17 protein-coding genes are annotated in these 21,066 nt (G+C 66.2%); 4 read left to right on the top strand and 13 right to left on the bottom strand.

The features are described 5' to 3' along the window. Nucleotides 1-306 precede the first annotated feature (306 nt). Nucleotides 307-726 (bottom strand): hypothetical protein, encoded by a 420-nt coding sequence (locus tag A5634_RS21365; RefSeq protein ID WP_253861808.1) that lies wholly within the window; start codon nt 724-726, stop codon nt 307-309. Between the two features lie 6 nt (nt 727-732). Then, complete coding sequence (gene secG / locus A5634_RS21360; RefSeq protein WP_036355638.1) at nt 733-966, bottom strand: preprotein translocase subunit SecG; 234 nt, start codon at nt 964-966, stop codon at nt 733-735. 68 nt (nt 967-1,034) lie between these two features. On the opposite strand from secG, the gene ppc reads away from it, so the two are divergent. After that, a complete protein-coding gene (ppc, locus tag A5634_RS21355) occupies nt 1,035-3,842 on the top strand; it encodes a phosphoenolpyruvate carboxylase (RefSeq protein WP_065146016.1) in 2,808 nt (935 codons plus the stop codon). A gap of 32 nt (nt 3,843-3,874) precedes the next feature. Here the strand turns inward: ppc and A5634_RS21350 are convergent, their stop codons facing one another. Genes A5634_RS21350 through tkt form a run of 6 tightly spaced genes read right to left on the bottom strand, consistent with a single transcriptional unit; the run spans nt 3,875 to nt 10,804 of the window. Then, nucleotides 3,875-4,276, bottom strand: a complete 402-nt coding sequence (locus tag A5634_RS21350; RefSeq protein ID WP_065146015.1) for an ATPase — start codon at nt 4,274-4,276, stop codon at nt 3,875-3,877. Between the two features lie 51 nt (nt 4,277-4,327). Then, complete coding sequence (pgl, locus tag A5634_RS21345; protein WP_065146014.1) at nt 4,328-5,065, bottom strand: 6-phosphogluconolactonase; 738 nt, start codon at nt 5,063-5,065, stop codon at nt 4,328-4,330. Beyond that, nucleotides 5,062-5,973, bottom strand: coding sequence for a glucose-6-phosphate dehydrogenase assembly protein OpcA (gene opcA, locus A5634_RS21340; RefSeq protein WP_065146013.1), 912 nt, complete (start codon nt 5,971-5,973; stop codon nt 5,062-5,064). Before opcA ends, pgl begins: the two co-directional genes overlap by 4 nt. A 49-nt stretch (nt 5,974-6,022) precedes the next feature. Beyond that, nucleotides 6,023-7,567: a glucose-6-phosphate dehydrogenase gene (gene zwf / locus A5634_RS21335; protein WP_065146012.1), complete on the bottom strand. Its 1,545-nt coding sequence runs from the start codon at nt 7,565-7,567 to the stop codon at nt 6,023-6,025. Continuing rightward, nucleotides 7,564-8,685, bottom strand: coding sequence for a transaldolase (gene tal / locus A5634_RS21330; RefSeq protein ID WP_155769643.1), 1,122 nt, complete (start codon nt 8,683-8,685; stop codon nt 7,564-7,566). Before tal ends, zwf begins: the two co-directional genes overlap by 4 nt. 13 nt (nt 8,686-8,698) lie before the next feature. Next, nucleotides 8,699-10,804 (bottom strand): transketolase, encoded by a 2,106-nt coding sequence (gene tkt / locus A5634_RS21325; RefSeq protein WP_065146010.1) that lies wholly within the window; start codon nt 10,802-10,804, stop codon nt 8,699-8,701. Between the two features lie 250 nt (nt 10,805-11,054). On the opposite strand from tkt, the gene A5634_RS21320 reads away from it, so the two are divergent. Continuing rightward, entirely contained in the window at nt 11,055-12,014 is a 960-nt protein-coding gene (locus A5634_RS21320) for a heme o synthase (RefSeq protein WP_065146009.1), read from the top strand. 300 nt (nt 12,015-12,314) lie between these two features. Then, nucleotides 12,315-14,768, top strand: a complete 2,454-nt coding sequence (locus A5634_RS21315; RefSeq protein ID WP_065146008.1) for a PE family protein — start codon at nt 12,315-12,317, stop codon at nt 14,766-14,768. Between the two features lie 36 nt (nt 14,769-14,804). Here A5634_RS21315 and A5634_RS21310 read toward each other — a convergent pair whose 3' ends face one another. Further along, entirely contained in the window at nt 14,805-15,794 is a 990-nt protein-coding gene (locus tag A5634_RS21310; RefSeq protein WP_065146007.1) for a quinone oxidoreductase family protein, read from the bottom strand. A gap of 19 nt (nt 15,795-15,813) precedes the next feature. On the opposite strand from A5634_RS21310, the gene A5634_RS21305 reads away from it, so the two are divergent. Then, complete coding sequence (locus tag A5634_RS21305) at nt 15,814-16,629, top strand: hypothetical protein (RefSeq protein WP_065146006.1); 816 nt, start codon at nt 15,814-15,816, stop codon at nt 16,627-16,629. Here the strand turns inward: A5634_RS21305 and A5634_RS21300 are convergent. The 4 genes from A5634_RS21300 to mptB form a co-directional block, all read right to left on the bottom strand. Continuing rightward, complete coding sequence (locus A5634_RS21300) at nt 16,579-17,505, bottom strand: COX15/CtaA family protein (RefSeq protein ID WP_155769644.1); 927 nt, start codon at nt 17,503-17,505, stop codon at nt 16,579-16,581. The two genes, A5634_RS21305 and A5634_RS21300, sit on opposite strands and share 51 nt — an antisense overlap. Nucleotides 17,506-17,614: 109 nt before the next feature. Then, nucleotides 17,615-18,388, bottom strand: coding sequence for an ABC transporter permease (locus A5634_RS21295; protein ID WP_065146004.1), 774 nt, complete (start codon nt 18,386-18,388; stop codon nt 17,615-17,617). Next, the gene (locus A5634_RS21290) at nt 18,385-19,326 is read right to left on the bottom strand and encodes an ABC transporter ATP-binding protein (protein ID WP_065146003.1); all 942 of its coding nucleotides are present in this window, start codon (nt 19,324-19,326) and stop codon (nt 18,385-18,387) included. Before A5634_RS21290 ends, A5634_RS21295 begins: the two co-directional genes overlap by 4 nt. Beyond that, nucleotides 19,323-21,038 carry a polyprenol phosphomannose-dependent alpha 1,6 mannosyltransferase MptB gene (mptB, locus tag A5634_RS21285; protein WP_065146002.1) on the bottom strand — a complete coding sequence of 572 codons (1,716 nt, stop codon included), beginning with the start codon at nt 21,036-21,038 and terminating at the stop codon, nt 19,323-19,325. The genes A5634_RS21290 and mptB overlap by 4 nt, the downstream gene beginning before the upstream one ends. Between the last annotated feature and the right edge of the window lie 28 nt (nt 21,039-21,066).

Raw genomic sequence — 21,066 nt, 5'->3', positions numbered from 1 at the left:
TTTGCCCGCCTCTGCGCGACAACTCGCCCGCGCGGGGCCGGATGATCGGTATTTGTCGCGCAGAGGCGGGCAAACAGGCCCATGTCTGCCCGGCCCGTAAGAGCGCGACGAACGCGAGCAACACGGGGAACAGCAAAGGGACAGCAAAGGGAACAGCATCGCCACAGCCAACGCGGTGACACCCGTCCCAGGATCTAGACCATATGTCTGTTTGCCCGGCTCTGCGCGACAACTCGCCCGCGCGGGGCCGGATGATCGGTATTTGTCGCGCAGAGGCGGGCAAACAGGCACATGTCTACCCGGCCGTTACAGCGCGACGAACGCGATCAGCAACGGGAACAGCAACGCCACAGCAAACGCGGCCACCATCAGGGCCACGGTGATACCGACGCCGTTGTAGCTTTGCGGCGGGGCGCCCAGCGAGCCGGGACTGTAGCCCCACAGCGGCGCCTTGTATTCCAGTTCGACCAGTTGTCCGGGATGGACGTCGACCAGGGTGTCGGCCGGCCCGATCTGCGACGGCAGCCAATACGGCACATGTACGTGAACACGGTGCCGGCCTGGGTATACCGGCAGGACGTTGCGGCCCCAAAAGGCCGGTGGAGTCTCGTACCCGTCGATCAAGATCTTCGGTTTGAACAGGGCCAGCATGAATGCCAACGGCAAATAGCGCGTCGTGATCGCGACCCCCTCGGCGGGCCGCGCATCCTGCTGGGGATAGCTCACAGAGGGTCAGCGATATTTGATCAGCAACGCCATGCCGATTACCGAGACCAGCCAAATTCCGGTGATGAACAGCGTCAAGCGGTCCAGGTTCTTCTCCACGACCGTCGACCCGGACAGGCTCGACTGCACACCGCCGCCGAACAGCGTCGACAGACCGCCACCCTTGGCGCGGTGCAGCAGCACCAGCAACACGACCAGCACGCTGGTGACCACCAGGGTGATCTGCAGGGCCAATTCCATAGGGGCAGCCTACCGAACTGCACACCGGCGACAGGCGCCGACCGCACCGGTCGCTAATACTGGGACACATGGCCGAGGCTTCTGATACCGCGCTGGAACCGATTGGCGACGTCCACCGGACCGCCCTGGGACGCGAGGCCACCGAGCCGATGCGCGCCGACATCAGGTTGTTGGGGGCGATTTTGGGCGACACCGTGCGCGAGCAGAACGGTGAGGAGGTATTCGACCTCGTCGAGCGCGCACGGGTGGAGTCGTTCCGGGTCCGGCGCTCGGAGATCGACCGCGCCGAGGTGTCGCGGATGTTCGACGGCATCGATATCCACCAGGCCATTCCGGTCATCCGCGCATTCACGCACTTCGCGCTCCTGGCGAACGTGGCCGAAGACATCCACCGCGAGCGGCGCCGTCGCATCCACGTCGAGGCCGGTGAACCGCCGCAGGACAGCAGCCTGGCCGCGACCTACACGAAGCTGGACAAAGCCGACCTGGACGCAGCCACGGTCACCGAGGCCCTCAAGGGCGCACTGGTCGCCCCGGTCATCACCGCCCACCCCACCGAGACCCGGCGTCGCACCGTCTTCGTCACCCAGCACCGAATCACCGAACTGATGCGACTGCACGCCGAAGGACACACCCAGACCGACAGCGGGCGCAGCATCGAACTCGAGTTGCGTCGGGAGATTCTCACGCTGTGGCAGACCGCAATCATCCGGCTCTCCCGGCTGCAGATCAGCGACGAGATCGCGGTGGGTCTGCGCTACTACCCGGCCTCCTTCTTCGAGGTCCTGCCGAAGGTCAACGCCGAGGTCCGAGAAGCGCTGCGAGCTCGCTGGCCCGATACAGACCTGTTGTCGGAGCCGATGCTGCAACCGGGCTCCTGGATCGGTGGTGACCGCGACGGCAACCCCAACGTCACCGGCGAGGTGGTCCGACTCGCCACCGGCAGTGCCGCTTACACCGCACTGGCGCACTACCTGACCGAACTCGACCACCTCGAGCAGGAGCTGTCGATTTCCTCGCGGCTGCTCAGCGTGACGCCCGAACTCGCCGAACTGGCCGAAGGGTGTCAGGACCAGGCCCGCGACGACGAACCCTACCGGCGAGCGCTGCGGGCAATCCGTTCCCGACTGAGTGCCACCGCTACCGAAATCCTGGACCGAGAGCCACTACACCTGCTCGATCTGGGGCTGCCGCCGTACGACACACCCGGCGAGCTGCGCGCAGACCTCGACACTATCGACGCGTCGCTGCGGACTCACGGCAGCAGTGTGCTCGCCGACGACCGGCTGGCGCTGCTGCGAGAAAGCGTGCACGTCTTCGGTTTTCACCTGTCCGGCTTGGACCTTCGACAGAATTCCGATGTGCACGAGGAGGTGGTGGCCGAACTACTGGCCTGGGCTGGTGTGCACGACGACTACGCATCCCTGCCGGAGGACCAACGGGTCGAACTTCTGGCCGGCGAACTCGGCACCCGCCGGCCGCTCGTCGGAAACGGTGCAAAACTTTCCGACCTAGCCCGCAAGGAACTCGACGTCATCGTTGCAGCCACGCACGCCGTCGAAACCTATGGTCCCGCAGCGGTTCCCAACTACGTCATCTCCATGTGCCGGTCGGTGTCCGACGTACTGGAGACGGCGATACTTCTCAAAGAAGCCGGTCTGCTGGACGTTTCGGGAGACGAACCGTACTGTCCGGTCGGCATCTCACCGCTGTTCGAAACCATCGAGGACCTGCACAACGGCGCCAAGGTTCTGGAATCGATGTTGAAGCTTCCGCTCTACCGGACGATGGTTGCCGCCCGCGGCGACATGCAGGAAGTGATGCTCGGCTACTCCGACTCCAACAAGGACGGCGGATATATGGCCGCCAACTGGGCCGTCTACCGCGCCGAACTCGCACTGGTCGAAGCGGCTCGCGATAACGGAATTCGGTTGCGGCTCTTCCACGGTCGCGGCGGCACCGTCGGCCGTGGCGGCGGCCCCAGCTACGAGGCCATCCTGGCCCAGCCGCCGGGGGCGGTGAACGGGTCGCTGCGACTCACCGAGCAGGGCGAGGTGATCGCGGCCAAGTACGCCGAACCGCAGGCTGCTCGGCGAAACCTGGAAACGTTGCTGGCCGCGACGCTGGAGTCGACGCTGCTCGACGTCGAGGGCCTCGGCGACGCGGCGGAGCCCGCCTACGCGGTACTCGAAGAGATCGCCGATCTAGCCCAGCGCGCATACGCCGAATTAGTGCACGACACACCGGGTTTCGTCGAGTACTTCATGGCTTCCACGCCGGTCAGCGAGATCGGGTCGCTCAACATCGGCAGTCGGCCCAGCTCACGCAAGCCCACCGAATCGATCTCGGACCTGCGCGCCATCCCGTGGGTGCTGGCGTGGAGCCAGTCGCGGGTGATGCTGCCCGGCTGGTACGGCACCGGCTCAGCCTTTGAGCAATGGATCGCCGCCGGTCCGGAGGACGAAGACGAACGCCTGGCCGTGTTGCACGACTTGTACGAGCGCTGGCCGTTTTTCCGCAGCGTGCTGTCCAACATGGCGCAGGTGCTGGCCAAGAGCGATCTGGGACTGGCCGCCCGCTACGCCGAGCTGGTCGATGATGAAGCGTTGCGGCGCAGGGTGTTTGACAAGATCACCGACGAGCATCACCGAACCATTGCGATGTATCAGCGCATCACCGGTCAGGAGGACCTGCTGGCCGACAACCCGGCACTGGCGCGCTCGGTGTTCAATCGCTTTCCGTATCTCGAACCGCTGAACCACCTGCAGGTGGAGTTGCTGCGCCGCTACCGCTCGGGTGAGGACGACGAGCTGGTACAGCGCGGCATTCTGCTGACGATGAACGGCCTGGCCTCCGCGTTACGCAACAGCGGCTAACTCGCCTCCTCGGCGAGCCCGCGCACAGGACCCTAGTGGACGGCCCTGTTGCGGAGCCGGTCCATCACCCCGCGGAACACGTGCTCGGTCGCGTTGAGCGGCGTCATCATCGTCTCGCCCCAGCTCACGATGTTGTCCATGCGTTCCAGGATTGCCTCCACGGGCTGCAGCACCGACAGCAACCGCTTGGCCAGGTCGTCGAGACTGGACAAGGTGTTGTCGAGGTGGTCCAGCCCGCCTTCCAGCCGCTCCACCGTGGCGTTGAGGGCATCCAGGGACTTGTTCAGGTCAACCAGGGAAGTGCCGAGACCGTCGAGGACGTCTTCGACCTGCTCCACCGTCTTGTCGGCGTTCAACGCCGCCTGGGTGAGAGTCTTCATCCTTTGCCGAGCCGGCTTTGGGCGGTCGCCGCTTCTGTCTGCCATGACGGTCATTATTACCCGCTTGACAAGTGAAGATGTAGCCCTGTCGGGATTTGGCCGCTGTCAACCCGACAGTTTGCTCGCGGCCTCCTTGTCGAGCAGCCAAAGGGTGGACTCCTGCCCGATTGCTCCCGCTGCCGGCCATGACACCGGGTCGGCGCCGCCGACGGCTGCGGCCACCGCCTCGGCCTTGCCCGCGCCCGAGACCAGCAGCCACACTTCGCGGGACCGCTGAATTGCGGGTAATGTCAACGTGATTCGTCGCGGCGGCGGCTTGGGGCAGTCTTCGACTGAAACCACCATCCGGTTGGTTTCGCGCACCGCCGGTGTGTCCGGAAACAGCGAGTTGACGTGACCTTCCGGCCCCATTCCGAGCAGGTGGACGTCGAAGCTCGGGGCCCGGTCGCCGGGGGCGGCATTGGCCGCCAGGACCTGCTCGTACGCCAACGCGGCCGCCTCGATGTCGCTGTCGAACTCGCCGTCGCTGGCCGCCATCGGATGAACCTGACTGGCGGGGATGTCGATGTGGTCGAGCAACGCCTCACGGGCCTGCTTTTCGTTGCGCTCGTCGTCGTCCTCGGGCACGTAGCGTTCGTCGCCCCAAAAGAGGTGCACCTTGGACCATTCCACCTGCTGGCCGGCGAGATGGCGTAACAGCGCATTGCCGTTGCCGCCCCCGGTCAACACGATCAGCGCTCGGCCCCGTGCGGCTATCGCCGCGGTGATGGACTCGACCAATCGCGTACCGGCCGCCTGTGCCAGCGCTTCGCTGTCGGGGAAAACCTCTACCTCTGTGCTCATCCGTACTGAACCTTCTTGACGCCTTCCAGGGCCTCGTGATAGATCTCGTCGGGATCAAGCCGACGCAGGTCTTCGGCGAGGCACTCACCAGTTACCCTGCGCGCCAAGGGAACTAGCGCTTCAGGCTTTGCGGTGCGACTCAGGGTCGCGGTGGTTCCCTCCTGTGGTCGACGCAGCACGATGGTTTCGCTGCTGCGCACCAGCTCGACGCGCAGTTCGCCGACTTCGCGCCGGACCGGCCCGTCGATCCGGCTGGCCAGCCAGCCCGCCAAAATGTCCAGTGCCGGTTCGGTTTCCAGACCCGACACCAGAGCCGATTCGATGGGCTCGTGCGGCGGCAGGTCGATGGCCGAGGTCAGCAACGCCCTCCAATAGGTGATGCGGCTCCAGGCGAGGTCGGTGTCGCCGGCCGTGTAGCCCGGCAGCCGGCTCTTGATCGCCGACAGCGGTTCAACGGCATTGGTGGCGTCGGTGATGCGGCGAATGGCCAACTTGCCCAACGGATCATGCGCTGGGACCGCCGGGGCGTTGTCGGGCCACCACGCGACCACCGGGATGTCGGGCAGCAAGAAGGGGATGACGACGCTGGCGGCATGGCCGGACAAGGCTCCCGACAGGCGTAGCACCACGACCTCGCCTGCACCGGCGTCACCGCCCACGCGGATTTCCGCGTCCAGACGGGGCTTGTCGGCGTACGGATCGCCGCGCATCGTGACGATGATGCGGCTGGGGTGTTCGTGGCTGGCGTCATTGGCGGCCTGGATCGACTCTTCCACCACCGCGTCGCTGTCCGGGGCGATGATCAGGGTCAGGACCCGACCCATGGTGACGATGCCGGCCATTTCGCGCATCTCGTCGAGTTTCTTGTTGACCGCGGTGGTGGTGGTCTCGGGGAGTTCGACGATCATTGGCGCCGCTCCTCACCATCACTGCGTTCTGCATCGTCGCCGGCGCGGATCATGGCCGCCGCCATTCCCGGCCGGTACGGCGCAGCATCTCGAACGCGGAATCCGGTCCCCAGGTACCCGCCTCGTAAGGTTCGGGCTTGCCGTGGGAGGCCCAATTATCCAGGGCGGGATCGAGTATCTCCCAGGCCAATTCGACCTCCTCGTTGACCGGGAACAATGACGGTTCGCCCAGCAGTACATCCAGGATCAGTCGCTCGTAGGCCTCCGGCGATTCCTCGGCGAACGCCGAACCGTAGGAGAAGTCCATGTTCACGTCCCGGACCTCCATCGCGGTGCCGGGCACCTTGGACCCGAACCGCAACGTGATGCCTTCGTCGGGCTGAACCCGGATGACCATGGCGTTGGTGCCCAGTTCGTCGGTCATGGTGGCGTCGAAGGGCAGATGCGGTGCCCGTTTGAACACCAAAGCGATCTCGGTAACCCTGCGGCCCAACCGCTTTCCGGTCCTGAGGTAAAACGGCACCCCGGCCCAGCGGCGGGTGTCGACCTCCAGGGTGATGGCGGCGAACGTCTCGGTGGTCGAGTCCTTGGCGAACCCTTCCTCGTCGAGCAGTCCGACTACCTTTTCCCCGCCCTGCCATCCTGCCGCGTATTGGCCGCGACTGGTGGTCTCGTCGAGCGGTTCGGCGAGTTGTGTTGCCGAAAGCACCTTGATCTTCTCTGTCTGCAACGACTTTGGCGTGAAGCTGACCGGCTCTTCCATTGCGGTCAGCGCAAGCAGTTGCATCAGATGGTTTTGGATGACGTCGCGCGCAGCTCCGATTCCGTCGTAGTAGCCGGCCCGCCCGCCCAGTCCGATGTCTTCGGCCATGGTGATCTGCACGTGGTCGACGTAGTGCGCGTTCCAGATCGGGTCGAAGAGTTGGTTGGCGAAGCGCAGGGCCAGGATGTTCTGCACGGTTTCCTTGCCCAGATAGTGGTCGATGCGAAAGACCGACTCCTCCGGGAACACGGAGTTGACCGTCTGGTTGAGATCCTGGGCGCTCTTCAGGTCGTGGCCGAACGGCTTCTCGATTACGACTCGAGCCCACCTGTCGTCACGGGGCCGGGCCAGGCCCGACTTCTGCAGTTGCTCGCACACCACGGGGAAGGACTTTGGTGGGATGGCTAGGTAGAAAGCATGGTTGCCGCCCGTGCCCCGCTCGGCATCAAGCTTCTCCAACGTTTCGGCGAGCCGGTCAAATGCCTCGTCGTCGTCGAAAGCGCCTGAGACGAAACGGAATCCCTCGGCCAGCCGATCCCAGTTCTCCTGCCGAAACGGTGTGCGGCAGTGTTGCTTGACGGCGTCGTGCACCACCTGGCCGAAGTCCTGGGTGGTCCAGTCGCGGCGCGCGAAACCCACCAGCGAGAACGTCGGGGGGAGCAAGCCGCGGTTGGCCAGGTCGTAGATCGCCGGCATCACCTTCTTGCGAGCCAGGTCGCCGGTGACCCCGAAAATCACCATGCCGCACGGGCCGGCAATTCTAGGCAGTCGTTTGTCCCGCTTGTCGCGCAACGGGTTTTGCCACTGGGCGGCCCTGCGGGCTTCACTCATTTGGCGGCGGAGTCGAGCTGCGCCTGAGTCTCCTCGAGCAGTTCCTTCCAGGAATCCTCAAACTTCTCCACGCCCTCGTTCTCCAGCACCACGAACACGTCGTCGAGATCTATGCCGATCGCGTCGAGCTTGTCGAACACACGCTGCGCCTCTTCCGCGGTCCCGGTGATCGTGTCGCCGGTGATCACACCGTGGTCGGCAACGGCGTCAATCGTCTTCTCCGGCATGGTATTAACCGTGTTAGGTGCGACCAACTCGGTGACGTAGAGGGTGTCGGAGTAGTCGGGGTTCTTCACGCCGGTCGACGCCCACAGCGGCCGTTGTACCCGCGCTCCGTCGGATTTCAGTGCCTGGTAGCGGTCGCCGCCCTCGAAGACCTCCTGGTAAGCGGCGTAGGCCAGTCGCGCGTTGGCCACGCCGGCCTGTCCGCGCAGCGCGAGCGATTCGTCCGAATCCAGCTTTTCCAGCCGCTTGTCGATTTCGGTGTCCACGCGGGAGACGAAAAACGATGCCACGGAATGGATTTTGGACAAGTCATGGCCAGCCTCACGGGCTTTCTCCAACCCGGCCAGGTAGGCGTCCATCACCGCCTTGTGGCGTTCGACAGAGAAGATCAGCGTGACATTGACCGAAATGCCTTCCGCCAGAACGGCGGTGATTGCCGGAATGCCTTTCTCGGTGGCCGGAATCTTGATGAACAGATTCGGCCGGTCGACGATCTTCCACAGTTCGATCGCCTGCTGCGTGGTCTTGTCGGTGTCGTGCGCCAACCGTGGGTCGACCTCGATCGACACCCGGCCGTCCACACCGTCAGACGATTCCCACTGCGGACGCAGCACGTCGCACGCATTGCGCACGTCGTCGGTGGTGACGGTGCGGATGGTGGCGTCCACGTCCGCGCCGCGCTCGGCCAACTCCGACACCTGATCGTCGTAGGTGTCACTGTCGGCCAACGCCTTCTGGAAGATGGACGGGTTGGTCGTCACCCCGACGACGCTCTTGGTGTCGATCAGTTCCTGCAGATTGCCCGACTTGATCCGGTCCCGGGACAAGTCGTCAAGCCAAACCGACACTCCTGCGTCGCTCAATGCCGCGAGGTTTGGATTCTGGGTCATCAATAATCACCCTTTCTCAGTTATCGAGTACTTCTTCCGCGGCGGCAGCGACGGCTTCAGCGGTGAAGCCGTACTCGCGGAACAGAGTCTTGTAATCGGCGGATTCTCCGTAATGCTCGATGGAGACGATCTTTCCGGTGTCGCCGACGAGCTTGTGCCAGGACTGGGCCACGCCGGCTTCGACGGCCACTCGCGCGGACACCGACGGTGGCAGCACGCTGTCGCGGTAGTCGCTGGGCTGCGATTCGAACCACTCCACGCACGGCATCGACACGACGCGCGCGAGGATGTCCTTGTCCGCCAACAACTTCTGCGCCTCGACGGCGAGTTGCACCTCCGAGCCGGTGGCGATCAGCACGACGTCTGGTTCCTCGTCGCTCGATGATCCTCGCGGGTCTCCACCCAGCACATAGCCGCCGCGCGCCACACCTTCGGCGTTGGTGCCTTCCAGCACCGGAACGTTCTGGCGGGTGAGGATCAGCCCGACCGGGCCGCTGCCGTTGCCACGGGCCAGCACCGTGCGCCAGGCGTACGCCGTCTCGTTGGGGTCGGCCGGGCGGACCACCGACAGATTGGGGATGGCCCGCAGCGCCGAAAGATGCTCGATCGGTTGGTGTGTCGGGCCGTCTTCGCCCAATCCCACCGAATCGTGCGTCCACACGTAGATGGTGTCGATGTCCATCAGTGACGCCAGCCGCACCGCCGGGCGCATGTAGTCGGAGAACTGTAGGAAGGTGCCGCCGTACGCCCGGGTGGGGCCGTGCAGCACGATGCCGGACAGGATGGCGCCCATCGCATGTTCGCGAACACCGAAGTGCAGCGTGCGGCCGTACCAGTGGGCGGTGTAGTCCTTCGTGGAAATCGACGGCGGCCCAAAGGAATCCGCGCCTTTGATGGTGGTGTTGTTGCTACCCGCCAGGTCGGCCGAACCACCCCACAACTCGGGCAGCTTCGGTCCCAGCGCGTTGAGTACCTCGTTGGAGGCCTTGCGGGTGGCGATCTCATCGGAGCCGGGCTCCCAGTGCGGCAGCTCGGCGTCCCAGCCTTCCGGCAACTCCTCGGCAGTCAACCGATCCAGCAACGCCTTGCGCTCCGGTTCACGTTCGGCCCACGCGTCGAAGTCCTGCTGCCACTTTTCGTGGGCTTCTTTTCCGCGCTCCACCAACTTGCGGGTGTGCTCGATCACCTCGTCGCGCACCTCGAAGTTCTTGTCGGGATCGAACCCGAGGATCTTCTTGACGGCCGCCACCTCTTCGTCACCGAGGGCGGCGCCGTGCGCCTTGCCGGTGTTCATCAGGTTCGGCGCCGGGAAGCCGATGATCGTGCGCAACGCGATGAACGACGGACGGCCGGTTTCGGCCTTGGCGTTGGCGATCGCCTCTTCGATGCCGACGACGTTCTCGCCGCCTTCCACTTCCTGGACGTGCCAGCCGTATGCGCGATAGCGGGCCGGAGTGTCTTCGCAAAGGGCGATGTTGGTGTCGTCCTCGATCGAGATCTGGTTGCTGTCGTAGAACACGATGAGATTGCCCAGTTCCTGAACCCCAGCCAGCGACGAAGCCTCGGAGGTGACCCCTTCTTGGATGTCGCCGTCGGAGGCGATCACATAGATGTGGTGGTCGAATGGGCTGGTGCCGGGTTCGGCGTCCGGGTCGAACAGACCGCGCTCGTAGCGCGACGCCATCGCCATCCCCACCGCCGAGGCCAACCCCTGACCCAGCGGTCCGGTGGTGATCTCGACGCCCTTGGTGTGCCGGAACTCCGGGTGACCAGGCGTCTTGGATCCCCAGGTGCGCAGGGACTCGATGTCGGACAACTCCAGACCGAACCCGCCCAGATACAGCTGCAGGTAGAGCGTCAGGCTGCTGTGACCCGCCGACAAGACGAACCGGTCGCGCCCCAGCCAGTGCGGGTCGCTGGGATCGTGGTGCATCGTGCGCTGGAACAGCGTGTAGGCCAGTGGCGCCAGACTCATCGCCGTTCCGGGGTGCCCGTTGCCGACTTTCTGGACCGCGTCGGCGGCCAGCACCCGGATCGTGTCGACCGCAGTCGAATCGATCTCGGTCCAGTCGTCGGGGTGGCGGGGGTGGGTGAGCTCGGAGATCTCTTCAACAGTTGTCATTCAGTCCTCAGTCCTGGGGTCATCAAACTGATCAATCCCACCCTAGTGCGGGATTGCTCGCGGCTGCAGGGCCAGATTTTCGAGTACCCGGCAAAGCCCGTGTGAAAATATCTTGTCCGGTTTTAACAGGGCCGACTGCCACGGAAGTGCCACCGAAACGACCCTGCAGGGCTACGGTCGACCGGGCGCGGTCTACCATCGTGCGTAGTAGAAGCTGCGCGCGGCTGCGATTTTCCCGAGGAGTTAATGCGTGAGCGTTCGCGGGCGCCTGCAGGTTTCGGCGCCGGGTACCACAGCAGGGCTGGGTACCGGCTCGAGGATGAGCCGGGCATTCGGAACAGTGCTGGCATACCTGGCGTTGACCAAGCCGCGGGTAATCGAGCTGCTGCTGGTCACCGCGATACCGGCGATGTTGTTGGCCCATCGCGGCACCGTCGACCCGTTGCTGATCCTGAATACCCTGGTCGGCGGCATGATGGCGGCCGGCGGCGCCAACACGCTCAATTGTGTCGCTGACGCCGACATCGACAAGGTGATGAAGCGGACCGCCCGGCGTCCGCTGGCCCGGGCCGCGGTGCCCACCCGCAACGCGCTGATTTTCGGCCTGGCGCTGAGCGTGGGCTCGTTCTTCTGGTTGTGGTGGACCACGAATCTGCTTTCCGGCCTGCTGGCCGTGGCCACCATCGCGTTTTATGTGTTCGTCTACACGCTGCTGCTCAAGCGGCGCACGTCGCAGAATGTGGTCTGGGGCGGCGCGGCGGGCTGCATGCCGGTGATGATCGGCTGGTCGGCCGTTACGGGCACCATCAGCTGGCCGGCATTGGCGATGTTCGCGATCATCTTCTTCTGGACGCCGCCACACACCTGGGCGTTGGCGATGCGGTACAAGGAGGACTACAAAGTCGCCGGCGTGCCGATGCTGCCTGCCGTGGCCACCGAGCGTCAGGTCACCAAGCAGATTCTGATCTACACCTGGTTGACGGTGTTGGCGACGTTGGTGTTGGCCCTGGCTGCCGGCTGGCTGTATGCGGCGGTAGCGGTGGTGGCCGGGGTGTGGTTCCTAGCGATGGCCCACCAGTTGTATGCCGGCGTGCGCGCGGGGGAGGCTGTCAAGCCGCTGCGCTTGTTCCTGCAGTCGAACAACTACCTCGCGGTGGTGTTCTGCGCGCTTGCGGTCGACTCGGCGATCGCGCTGCCGACGCTGTTCTGATCTTTCCGCGGCCCACTGTCCTACCCGCGGCCCACTGGCCCTACCCGCTGCGCACTGTCCTACCCGCTACGGCGAGGGTGCGCAGATGTGCGTCGACACGCTGGTGTGCCTGTCATTCTGTGCACCTTCGCGCATTCTGTGCACCTTCGCGGTCTGGTCACGAAGAGCCGCTCGCGGCGAGGTGCGCAAAACATCCCCTGACCAGCAAGCAAGCGCCTTATAACGCCATTACACACGCGGAGCACTTGCTCCGATATGCTTCCGGCACCACCGCCCGACCGCAGTCCAGGAGGCCGCCGGATGTCATTTGTGATCGCCGCACCGCAGTGGATGTCAGCCGCAGCGGCCGACATGGACGGCCTCGGAACCGCGCTGAGCGACGCCAACACCGCGGCGGTCGCGGCAACGACGGCGGTGCGGGCCGCCGCCGCCGATGAGGTGTCGGCGGCGATTGCTGCGCTATTCGGCACCCACGGCCGCGCCTATCAGGAAGTGAGCGCACAGGCGTCGTTGTTTCACGAGCAGTTCGTGCACACATTGACCGCGGGTGTCAGCGCCTATGCGGCCGCGGAGAGCGCCAACGCCGACCCATTGCAGCTGGTATTAAACGCCATCAATGCGCCTGCCCGGACTTTGATGGGGCGCCCGCTCGTCGGCAACGGCGCCAACGGGGCGCCAGGGCAAAACGGCGCGGACGGCGGCCTGCTGTATGGCAACGGCGGTCGAGGGGGTGATGCCACCGCCGCTAATCCTGTTGCGGGCAGTGGCGGTAACGCCGGATTCATCGGCGACGGCGGGCGCGGCGGGACCGGTAGCACGGGTGGTCGCGGGGGCACAGGAGGGTGGTTGTTCGGCAACGGCGGTCACGGTGGGACCGGCTTTCTCTCAGGTGGCGCCGGCGGGGACGCGATCGGGTTGTTCGGACATGGCGGCACCGGAGGGCTCGGGACGCGTAGCGGCCAAACCTATGCAGTCGGGGGCAACGGGGGGACCGGTGGTCTGATCGGCAACGGCGGCGCCGGGGGCGACAGCTTCTGGAATTCCGGTGGCGCCGGCGGCAACGCTCGACTGATCGGCGACGGCGGTGCCGGCGGTTGGCAGATTTACGGCGGCAGGGGCATCGGTGGACATGGCGGCAACGGTGGTCTGCTGGCCGGCAACGGCGGGAACGGCGGCTACAACATCGGGACTCCGTTCATTCCCAGCCCGGGTGGTGCAGGAGGCCACGGCGGAGATGCCGTGGGCCTTTTCGGCAACGGCGGCAACGGTGGTGACGTAAGCGTCGGGGGCCGAGAAGCCGCGCCCGGCGACGGTGGTCGGGGAGCGTGGCTGTGGGGTAATGGCGGCAACGGCGGTTCCACCCGGATTTTTGGCAACGGCGGCAACGGCGGGAATGCCGTCGGGCTGTTCGGCAGTGGCGGAGACGGCGGGTCCGCCGGCGTGATATCCGGCGGTATTGGTGGAAACGGCGGAAGTGCTTTCGGTCTGTTCGGACACGGAGGAGTCGGCGGTGCCGGCGGCATGGGACTCAGCTCAGTCGAGCCTCCGATTGCTCGGGCCGGCGGACATGGCGGTCACGGCGGCACTGCGGCTCTGTTCGGAAACGGGGGTGCCGGCGGCGCTGCCGGCGCCAGCAACGGTAACTTTCCCGGCGCCGGGGGCGACGGCGGGGACGCGCGACTTTTCGGCCTCGGTGGTGCCGGTGGTGCCGGTGATTCCGGCGGCCCGAACGGCGTCGCCGGTAAGAGCTTCAGCCCGCTCGATATGGCGTTAGACGTTGCCAACGCCCCAACTCAAGCGCTGTTGGGCCGTCCGCTCATCGGTAATGGTGCCGACGGCGGTCCCGGACAGAACGGCGGCGACGGCGGACTGTTGTTCGGCAGCGGGGGTAACGGCGGTAACGGCACCGTCGACCATCCGACTGCGGGCAATGGCGGTGACGCCGGGCTTATCGGTAACGGTGGCAGGGGCGGAATCGGGGGCCCCGGAGCGGTGGGCGGCGGTGACGGAGTCGATGGCGGTCGCGGTGGCTCGGGCGGGTGGCTGTTCGGCAGTGGCGGCAACGGCGGGACGGGTGGATGGGGTGCGGCATACAGCAGTTCCGCCGTCGGCAGCGCCGGAAACGGCGGCGCCGGCGGTGACGCCGTTGGATTATTTGGCCAGGGTGGCGCCGGTGGAGAGGGCGGTGCGAATGAGGGTGGCGTCGGCGGATACGGCGGTCACGGCGGCAGCGGCGCCCTGATCGGAAACGGCGGTGCCGGTGGCAACGCCATGGGCAGTGCGGGCGGATTTGAAAGCGCGGGTAATGGCGGCCACGCCCGCTTGATCGGCAACGGCGGCGCCGGGGGAATGCTGACTTTGGGCGGTTCCGGAAACGGTGGGGACGGCGGCCAGGGCGGGTTGTGGTTCGGCAACGGAGGCGACGGCGGTTACGCCGCTGGGCTTGACTTCGCCCCCGGGCCGGGACGGGCCGGCAATGGCGGCGACGCGATCGGGCTGTTCGGTAACGGCGGTCACGGCGGCAAGTCGGCGGTCGCGCCGGCCGGTGACGGTGGGCGCGGCGGCCTGCTGTTCGGTGACGGGGGCGACGGCGGCGATGTTCTGGACGCGGGTGATGGGGGCAACGGCGGCAACGCCATGGGGCTGTTCGGAAACGGGGGTGACGGCGGGTCGGGATCCGGCGGCGGATCTCACGGTTCCGGCGGCACGCGCGGCTTGCTCTTCGGGCTCAGCGGCGCGCTCGGCACCAATTGATCCTCCTCAGAAGCAGCGCGATTGCAGCGTAAGAACTTAAGGCAGCAGCACGATCGAACCGGTGGTCTTGCGGGCTTCCAGGTCGGTGTGGGCCCGGGCGGCCTCGGCCAACGGATATGTCCCGCCGACCTCGACTCGGACCGCGCCGCTGTCGATCGCCTCGAACAGTTCCTCGGCCCGCCAGCTGAACTCCTGTGCGGTACGGATGAAATGCGCCAGCGACGGCCGGGTGAGATACACCGAGCCGGCGTAGTTGAGTCGCTGCGGGTCGAACGGGGGAACGGGTCCGCTGGCTGCGCCGAACAGGGCTAGCGTCCCGCGTACGGCGAGGCTGGCGAGGCTGGCGTCGAACGTGGTGGCGCCAACGCCGTCGTACACCGCCGCCACGCCCGCGCCGTCGGTGAGTTCGCGCACCTGCTGCCCGAACTGGTAGGAGCCGTCGGGATTGGAGTCGGGATAGGAGAGGACCTCCGCGGCACCGGCTTGGCGGGACAGCCGTTCCTTCTCTTCGTTGGAGACGGTGGTGATGACCCGCGCCCCCAGGTGGGTCGCCCACTGCGTCAGGATCAGCCCGACGCCGCCGGCGCCGGCGTGCACCAACACGGTGTCCCCGTTCTGCACCGGATACACCGACTTCAGCAGGTACTGGGCGGTGAGACCCTTCAGCAGCGCCGATGCAGCCACCTCCGAGGTGATGCCGTCCGGCACCTTGGCTGTCAAAAATGCTGGCGCAGTGCAGAATTCGGCATACGAGCCGTTTACCGAAGCGCTGACCACGCGGTCGCCCACGTTGATGTCCGTACCGACCTCGGGGCCGACGTCGACCACCGTCCCGCACGCCTCGGAGCCCAGCACGAAGGGGAGCGGACGAGGGTACTGGCCCGAACGGAAGTAGGTGTCGATGAAATTGACCCCGACGGCCTCGGTGCGGATCAGCACCTCACCATGGCCCGGCTCGGGTTGGGGAACGTCGCGGTAGCTCAGGACGTCAGGACCGCCAGTTTCGCCGACTTCGATCGCATGCATGTCGATATCATGCCCGGACATGAAGCTTGCCCGGCCAGACACCTTCCATCCACGCATCGTGTTGGCGGGTTCCGCGCAGCATGCCGCAGGTGACGACGCTGGATTGGTGGCGGCCCTGCGCACTCGTGGCCTGAACGCCCGCTGGCTCGGTTGGGATGATCCGGAGGTGGCGTCGGCCCATCTGGTGATCTTGCGCGACGTCGGCGACTACGTGAGTCGCCTCGAGGAGTTCCTGGCCTGGACCGCCGGCGTGCAGAACCTGTTGAACCCGGCTCCCGTCGTCGCATGGAACGTCAACCGCAGCTATCTGCACGATGTGGCGGAGCGTGGCGTACCGACCGTGCCCGGGGAGACGTATGCGCCCGGCCAGCGGGTCCGACACTCTGGGCACGCCTTCGTGGGGTCTGCCATCGGCACTGGTACGCGGCGGTTCAGCGACCCGTCGGACGCCGACGCGTACATCGCCGCCCAGCACGAGGCCGGCCGCAGCGTGTTCGTGCAGTCCGACTCCGCGGACGAAACCGTGCTGGTCTTCATCGGCGGCAAGCCGTCGCACGCGTTCGTCCCGCACGGCAACGCGTTACATCAAGGGGACGCCGATTTCGAGCTGTGGGATGTTGGCGCCGCCGCGTTGGCCGACCTGGGTGAGTTGCTCTACGCACGCGTGCATCTAGTCGGTCGGCGGGTGCTGGAACTGCAGCTGATCGACCCGTCGCTGGGTTGGTTGCGCTTGGACACCGAAACTCGCGATCTTGCCCAACGCGGGTTCGCGCTGGCGGTCGAGTCAGCTCTGGAGCGCCTCGGGCTGGGCCCGTTCTCGCATCGACGCCCATAGCGCGGCGGTGGCCGCCGTGCACGCGGCCGCGCCGGCGACGTGGATCGCGACCAGGACGGCGGGCACCCCGGTGTAGTACTGGGCGATGCCCACGGCTGCCTGCGCAAAGATCAGGGCGACAAGCACGCCGAGTCGCTGCATGAGCGCGCGGCCGGCGTGCACTGCCCATAGGCCGAAACCCAATCCCACCACCAGCGACAGGTAGGACACCAGCAGCGACGAATGCGCGTGCACCAGCGTGTTGATCTGTACTTCGAGTCGCGGCACGGTCCTGCTCGGGCTCTTGTCGCCGGCGTGCGGACCGGCCGCGGTCACCAGAGTGCCGGTAATCAACACCACCGCCAGGTTCACCGCGCTCAGCACGGTGAGCAGGCGAAGCGGCTTGGGAACCAGGACCGCGACCACACCGTCGTCGAGCTCGCCGATCTTGACGTAGAGCAACACCGACAACCACACCATCGTCATCGACGCGAGCAGGTGGATCGCCACCGTCCACCACAGCAGGCCGGTACGCACGGTGATGCCCCCGATGATCGCCTGCACCACAGTCGAGGCCGGCATCAGCCAGGCGTAGACCAGCACCTCGCGTCGCCTGCGTGCTCGGGTGACCGCGATAACGGCCAGCGCGGCGGCGACGACCACCGCGAAGGTGATCATCCGGTTGCCGAACTCGACGGCTTGGTGAATGCGCGGCACCTCGGCGACGGCGACGGGGGTGAAGCTGCCCGGAAAACACTGCGGCCAGGTGGGGCAACCGAGCCCCGAGGCGGTGACGCGCACGATAGCGCCGGTGACGGCGATCCCGCCCTGAGTCAGGATCACGGCCGCGGCGATGAGTCGTTGGACACGCAGGCTGGGATTGGGGAGTCGATCCAAAAATCGCACGCGGCGATCGTAACGACGACCGTTGGCACGTTGATTCTGCGCTGGCGGCGCCTCTAACTCGGACTTTTGCGCCGTGGGCGCAGTGCCAGAAAAAGTGGAGTCAGACAAAGCGGAACCAGCGTCGCGCGGCCAGCGCCGCTACCACTGCCCAGACCGCGAGCACCGCGATCCCGAACCAGTCCACCGACAGGCTCATGGCTTGCGACAGCGATTCGGTCAGGGCTCCCGATGGCGTCAGCCGTGCCACCCACTTCAGCGTCGCGGGGACCAGGTCGGTCTCGAGGGTAAGGGCGCCAAGTCCGGCGAAGGTGAACCACAACAAGTTCGCTAATGCCAGCACGATCTCGGCCCGCAACGTCCCACCCAGCAACAACCCCAGCGCCGCGAAGGCAACGGTGCCCAGCGCTATCACCCCTGCGCCCAACGCCAATGCCGCCACCCCGGGTCGCCATCCCAGCACCAGACCGATCGAGCCAAGAATGATCGACTGCAGGAACACGGTGAACACCACGGCCAGTGACTTGCCGACGATGATGCCCCAGACCGGCAGTGGGGTGGCCCCCAGTCGTTTCAGAGCGCCGTAGCGACGATCGAACGCGACCGCGATCGCCTGCCCGGTGAAGGCGGTGGAGATGACGGCCAGCGCCATGATCGCGGGCACGAACACCGCGGCGCGGTGCGGGCCGAACGAACCCAGCGGCAGCAGAGTCAGTCCGATCAACAGGGTGATCGGAATGAACATGGTCAGCAGCAGTTGCTCCCCGTTTCGCAACAGCAGCTTCAACTCGAGGCTGAACTGTGCGATCAACATCCGCGACACGGCACTCGGGCGCGGGTCGGGGGTGAAGGTTCCCGCCGGAAACAGCTCGGTCACTGTCGCAACTTCCTGCCTGTCAGGTCGAGGAAGACATCCTCGAGGCTGCGCTGCTCGACTCGCAGGTCGGTGGTCAGCACGTCGATTCGGGCACACCAGGCCGTCACGGTCGCCAGCACCTGCGGACCAACGGGACCTTCCACCAGGTACTCGCCCGGTGCCGCCTCGCTGGCCCGGTACTCCTCCGGCAACGCCGCGGTCAGCAACGACAGGTCGAGCTTCGGCGGCGCGCTGAACCGCAATTGGTCCTTGGCGCCGTTGCGCATCAGCTCGGCGGGCGTGCCCGAGGCGACCGTCGCGCCGTGGTCGATGATGACCAGCCGGTCGGCCAGTTCCTCGGCCTCTTTGAGCTGGTGGGTGGTCAGCACCACGGTGACGCCGTCGCGGCGCAGCGCGTCGATCAGCTCCCACACCAGCACCCGCGCGTGAGCGTCCATGCCGGCGGTTGGTTCGTCGAGGAACACGAGTTCGGGACGTCCAACTAGCGCGCAAGCCAGCGCAAGCCGCTGTTGTTGTCCGCCCGACAGTCGTCGGTAAGTGGTGCGGGCCGCTTCGGTCAGCCCCAGTGTTTCCAGCAGCCACTTCGGGTCCAACGGGTCGGCGGCATAGGACGCGACGAGTTCGAGCATTTCCCCGGCGCGGGCGGCCGGATAGCCGCCGCCGCCCTGGAGCATCACCCCGATGCGGGAGCGAAGGCGGGCGTTGTCGGCGATCGGGTCCAGGCCCAGCACCTCGATCGAGCCGGCGTCGGGTCGCAGGAAGCCTTCGCACATCTCGACCGTGGTCGTCTTGCCGGCACCGTTGGGACCCAGCAGCGCGAACACCTCAGCGACGTGCACTTCGAGATCGAGGCTGGAAACGGCGTGTACGGATCCGTACTTCTTGGATACCCCGCGTAGTCGTACCGCGATGTCGCGGTCGTGGGGGACTGAGCTCACGTGGAATCAGCGTAGGCGTCGGGCGCGGCGGTGGTCTTTTCGGGCTGGGCTGCGACCGCCGCAGTGACGGGCGTCTCAACGGTCTCGGCGGCGGCCGGCGGTTCGTCGTTCTCCTCCGGCAGGGGCCGCCAAGGCAACCGGTGATAGGTCAGCGAAATAAGCACCACCACGATGAATGCGCTGGCCAGCGTGGCGTCGACGATCTGAAACAACGCGAAACGGTCACCGTTGGCGGTCGGACCGAAGATGCCGACGATGAGGGTGACGACGATCGCCGCGGCCCGGAATCCGGTGCGGGTCGCCCAGGCGGCCAGCGGGATGATGGCCCACAGCAGATACCACGGCTGCACTACCGGGAACAGCAGCACCGTGAGGCCCAACGCCACGCCGAGGCCGCCGATCGGGTGTAGCCGGCCGCGGAAAACCGCCAACAACAGCCAGCAAACCATCACCATGATGATCAGTACGCCGATGGCACGGGTCAGCGACAATATCGCCGTCGTGTGATCGCCCAAACCCAGCAGGATGCCCGCCTGTCCGGTGCCCAGGGCCAGCAGTGTCGGCGGCGACATCCAACTGCGCACTACGTTGGCAGTGCCGAGGGTGTAAATCCAGCCGAACCCGAGCCCGCTGGCCCAACCGACCAGTCCCATCACCGCCAATGACAAGGCGCCCATCGCGGCGCTGCAGATCAGGAGCGCTTTGACGGTGCCGCCGCAGCGGTAGGCCAAGGCGCCGGTGACGAAGCCCAGTGCCAGCAGCGACGGCAGCTTGACCTGTGACGACAGCACGATCAGGATCGAGCCCCCGAGTAACAGGGCCAGCGGTTGCCAATCCGGGCCGATCCGCCACGACTGGGGCTTGAGCGCGCGCTCGGAGTTGATGCCGCGCAGCGCGAACTCGGCGCCGGTCAACATCAAACCGAGCATCAGGGCCTCGTTGTGAATGCCGGCGACCAGATGCATGAACAGCAGGGGGTTGGCCGCACCGAGCCACAACGCGCTGACTTCGGCTACACCGCAGCGGCGCGCCAGTCGCGGTGTTGCCCACACGATCATCGCCACACCGAGCAGCACCACCAGTCGGTGGCAGAGCACCGCGGCGACGATGTTCTCCCCGGTCAGCGCCGAAATTCCGCGCCCGAGCCACAGGAACAGCGGACCGTAGGGTGCTGGGGTCTCTCGCCACAGGCTGGGTACCGACAGCGTGAACACGTGGCCCAGGCCCAGGCCGGAGGCGGGACCCACCCGGTACGGGTCGAGGCCCTCGAGCGAGATTTGGCTCTGGGCGAGGTAGGAGTAGACGTCCTTGCTGTACATCGGCGGCGCGATCAGCAGCGGCAGCATCCACAGCACCAACGTGCGGTCCACTTCGGCGCGCGACATCCGCCGCTTGCCTATCGCGAACCGGCCGAGCATCAACCAGGCCAGCGCCATCATGACCGCGCCGGTGGTGGTCATCGTCAGCGACACCGTCTGAATGCGCGACGGCAGATTCAGCAGCCGCACCCCGAAGGTAGGGTCCTGGACGACGGGCCTCGCACCGTCGCCCAGTGCGCCGATGGCCATGAGGACGGTGCCAGTGGCGCCGAACAGCCGGGTTCGTTTCAGCGCGGTGAGTTCGGTGGCGTTGAGGGGCTTGCCTACCGCCTGTTCGTCGCCGCCGTGCAGACTGGCGATCGACGAGCTCAGGGTGTGGTGGCGGGCTGCCATCAGTGCACTGTAGCCCTGGCGACGATGC

Origin of the sequence: Mycobacterium asiaticum (genome assembly GCF_001673365.1) — a bacterium.
Taxonomy (GTDB): domain Bacteria; phylum Actinomycetota; class Actinomycetes; order Mycobacteriales; family Mycobacteriaceae; genus Mycobacterium; species Mycobacterium asiaticum_A.
Note: the sequence above shows the minus strand (reverse complement) of the source record. Positions and strands in the feature narration are given on the sequence as shown.

Coding starts and splice junctions, on each gene's coding strand:
- secG (WP_036355638.1), bottom strand. CDS start 966: ATGGAATTGGCCCTGCAGATCACCCTGGTGGTCACCAGCGTGCTGGTC.
- ppc (WP_065146016.1), top strand. CDS start 1,035: ATGGCCGAGGCTTCTGATACCGCGCTGGAACCGATTGGCGACGTCCAC.
- A5634_RS21350 (WP_065146015.1), bottom strand. CDS start 4,276: ATGACCGTCATGGCAGACAGAAGCGGCGACCGCCCAAAGCCGGCTCGG.
- pgl (WP_065146014.1), bottom strand. CDS start 5,065: ATGAGCACAGAGGTAGAGGTTTTCCCCGACAGCGAAGCGCTGGCACAG.
- opcA (WP_065146013.1), bottom strand. CDS start 5,973: ATGATCGTCGAACTCCCCGAGACCACCACCACCGCGGTCAACAAGAAA.
- zwf (WP_065146012.1), bottom strand. CDS start 7,567: ATGAGTGAAGCCCGCAGGGCCGCCCAGTGGCAAAACCCGTTGCGCGAC.
- tkt (WP_065146010.1), bottom strand. CDS start 10,804: ATGACAACTGTTGAAGAGATCTCCGAGCTCACCCACCCCCGCCACCCC.
- A5634_RS21315 (WP_065146008.1), top strand. CDS start 12,315: ATGTCATTTGTGATCGCCGCACCGCAGTGGATGTCAGCCGCAGCGGCC.
- A5634_RS21310 (WP_065146007.1), bottom strand. CDS start 15,794: ATGCATGCGATCGAAGTCGGCGAAACTGGCGGTCCTGACGTCCTGAGC.
- A5634_RS21305 (WP_065146006.1), top strand. CDS start 15,814: ATGAAGCTTGCCCGGCCAGACACCTTCCATCCACGCATCGTGTTGGCG.
- mptB (WP_065146002.1), bottom strand. CDS start 21,038: ATGGCAGCCCGCCACCACACCCTGAGCTCGTCGATCGCCAGTCTGCAC.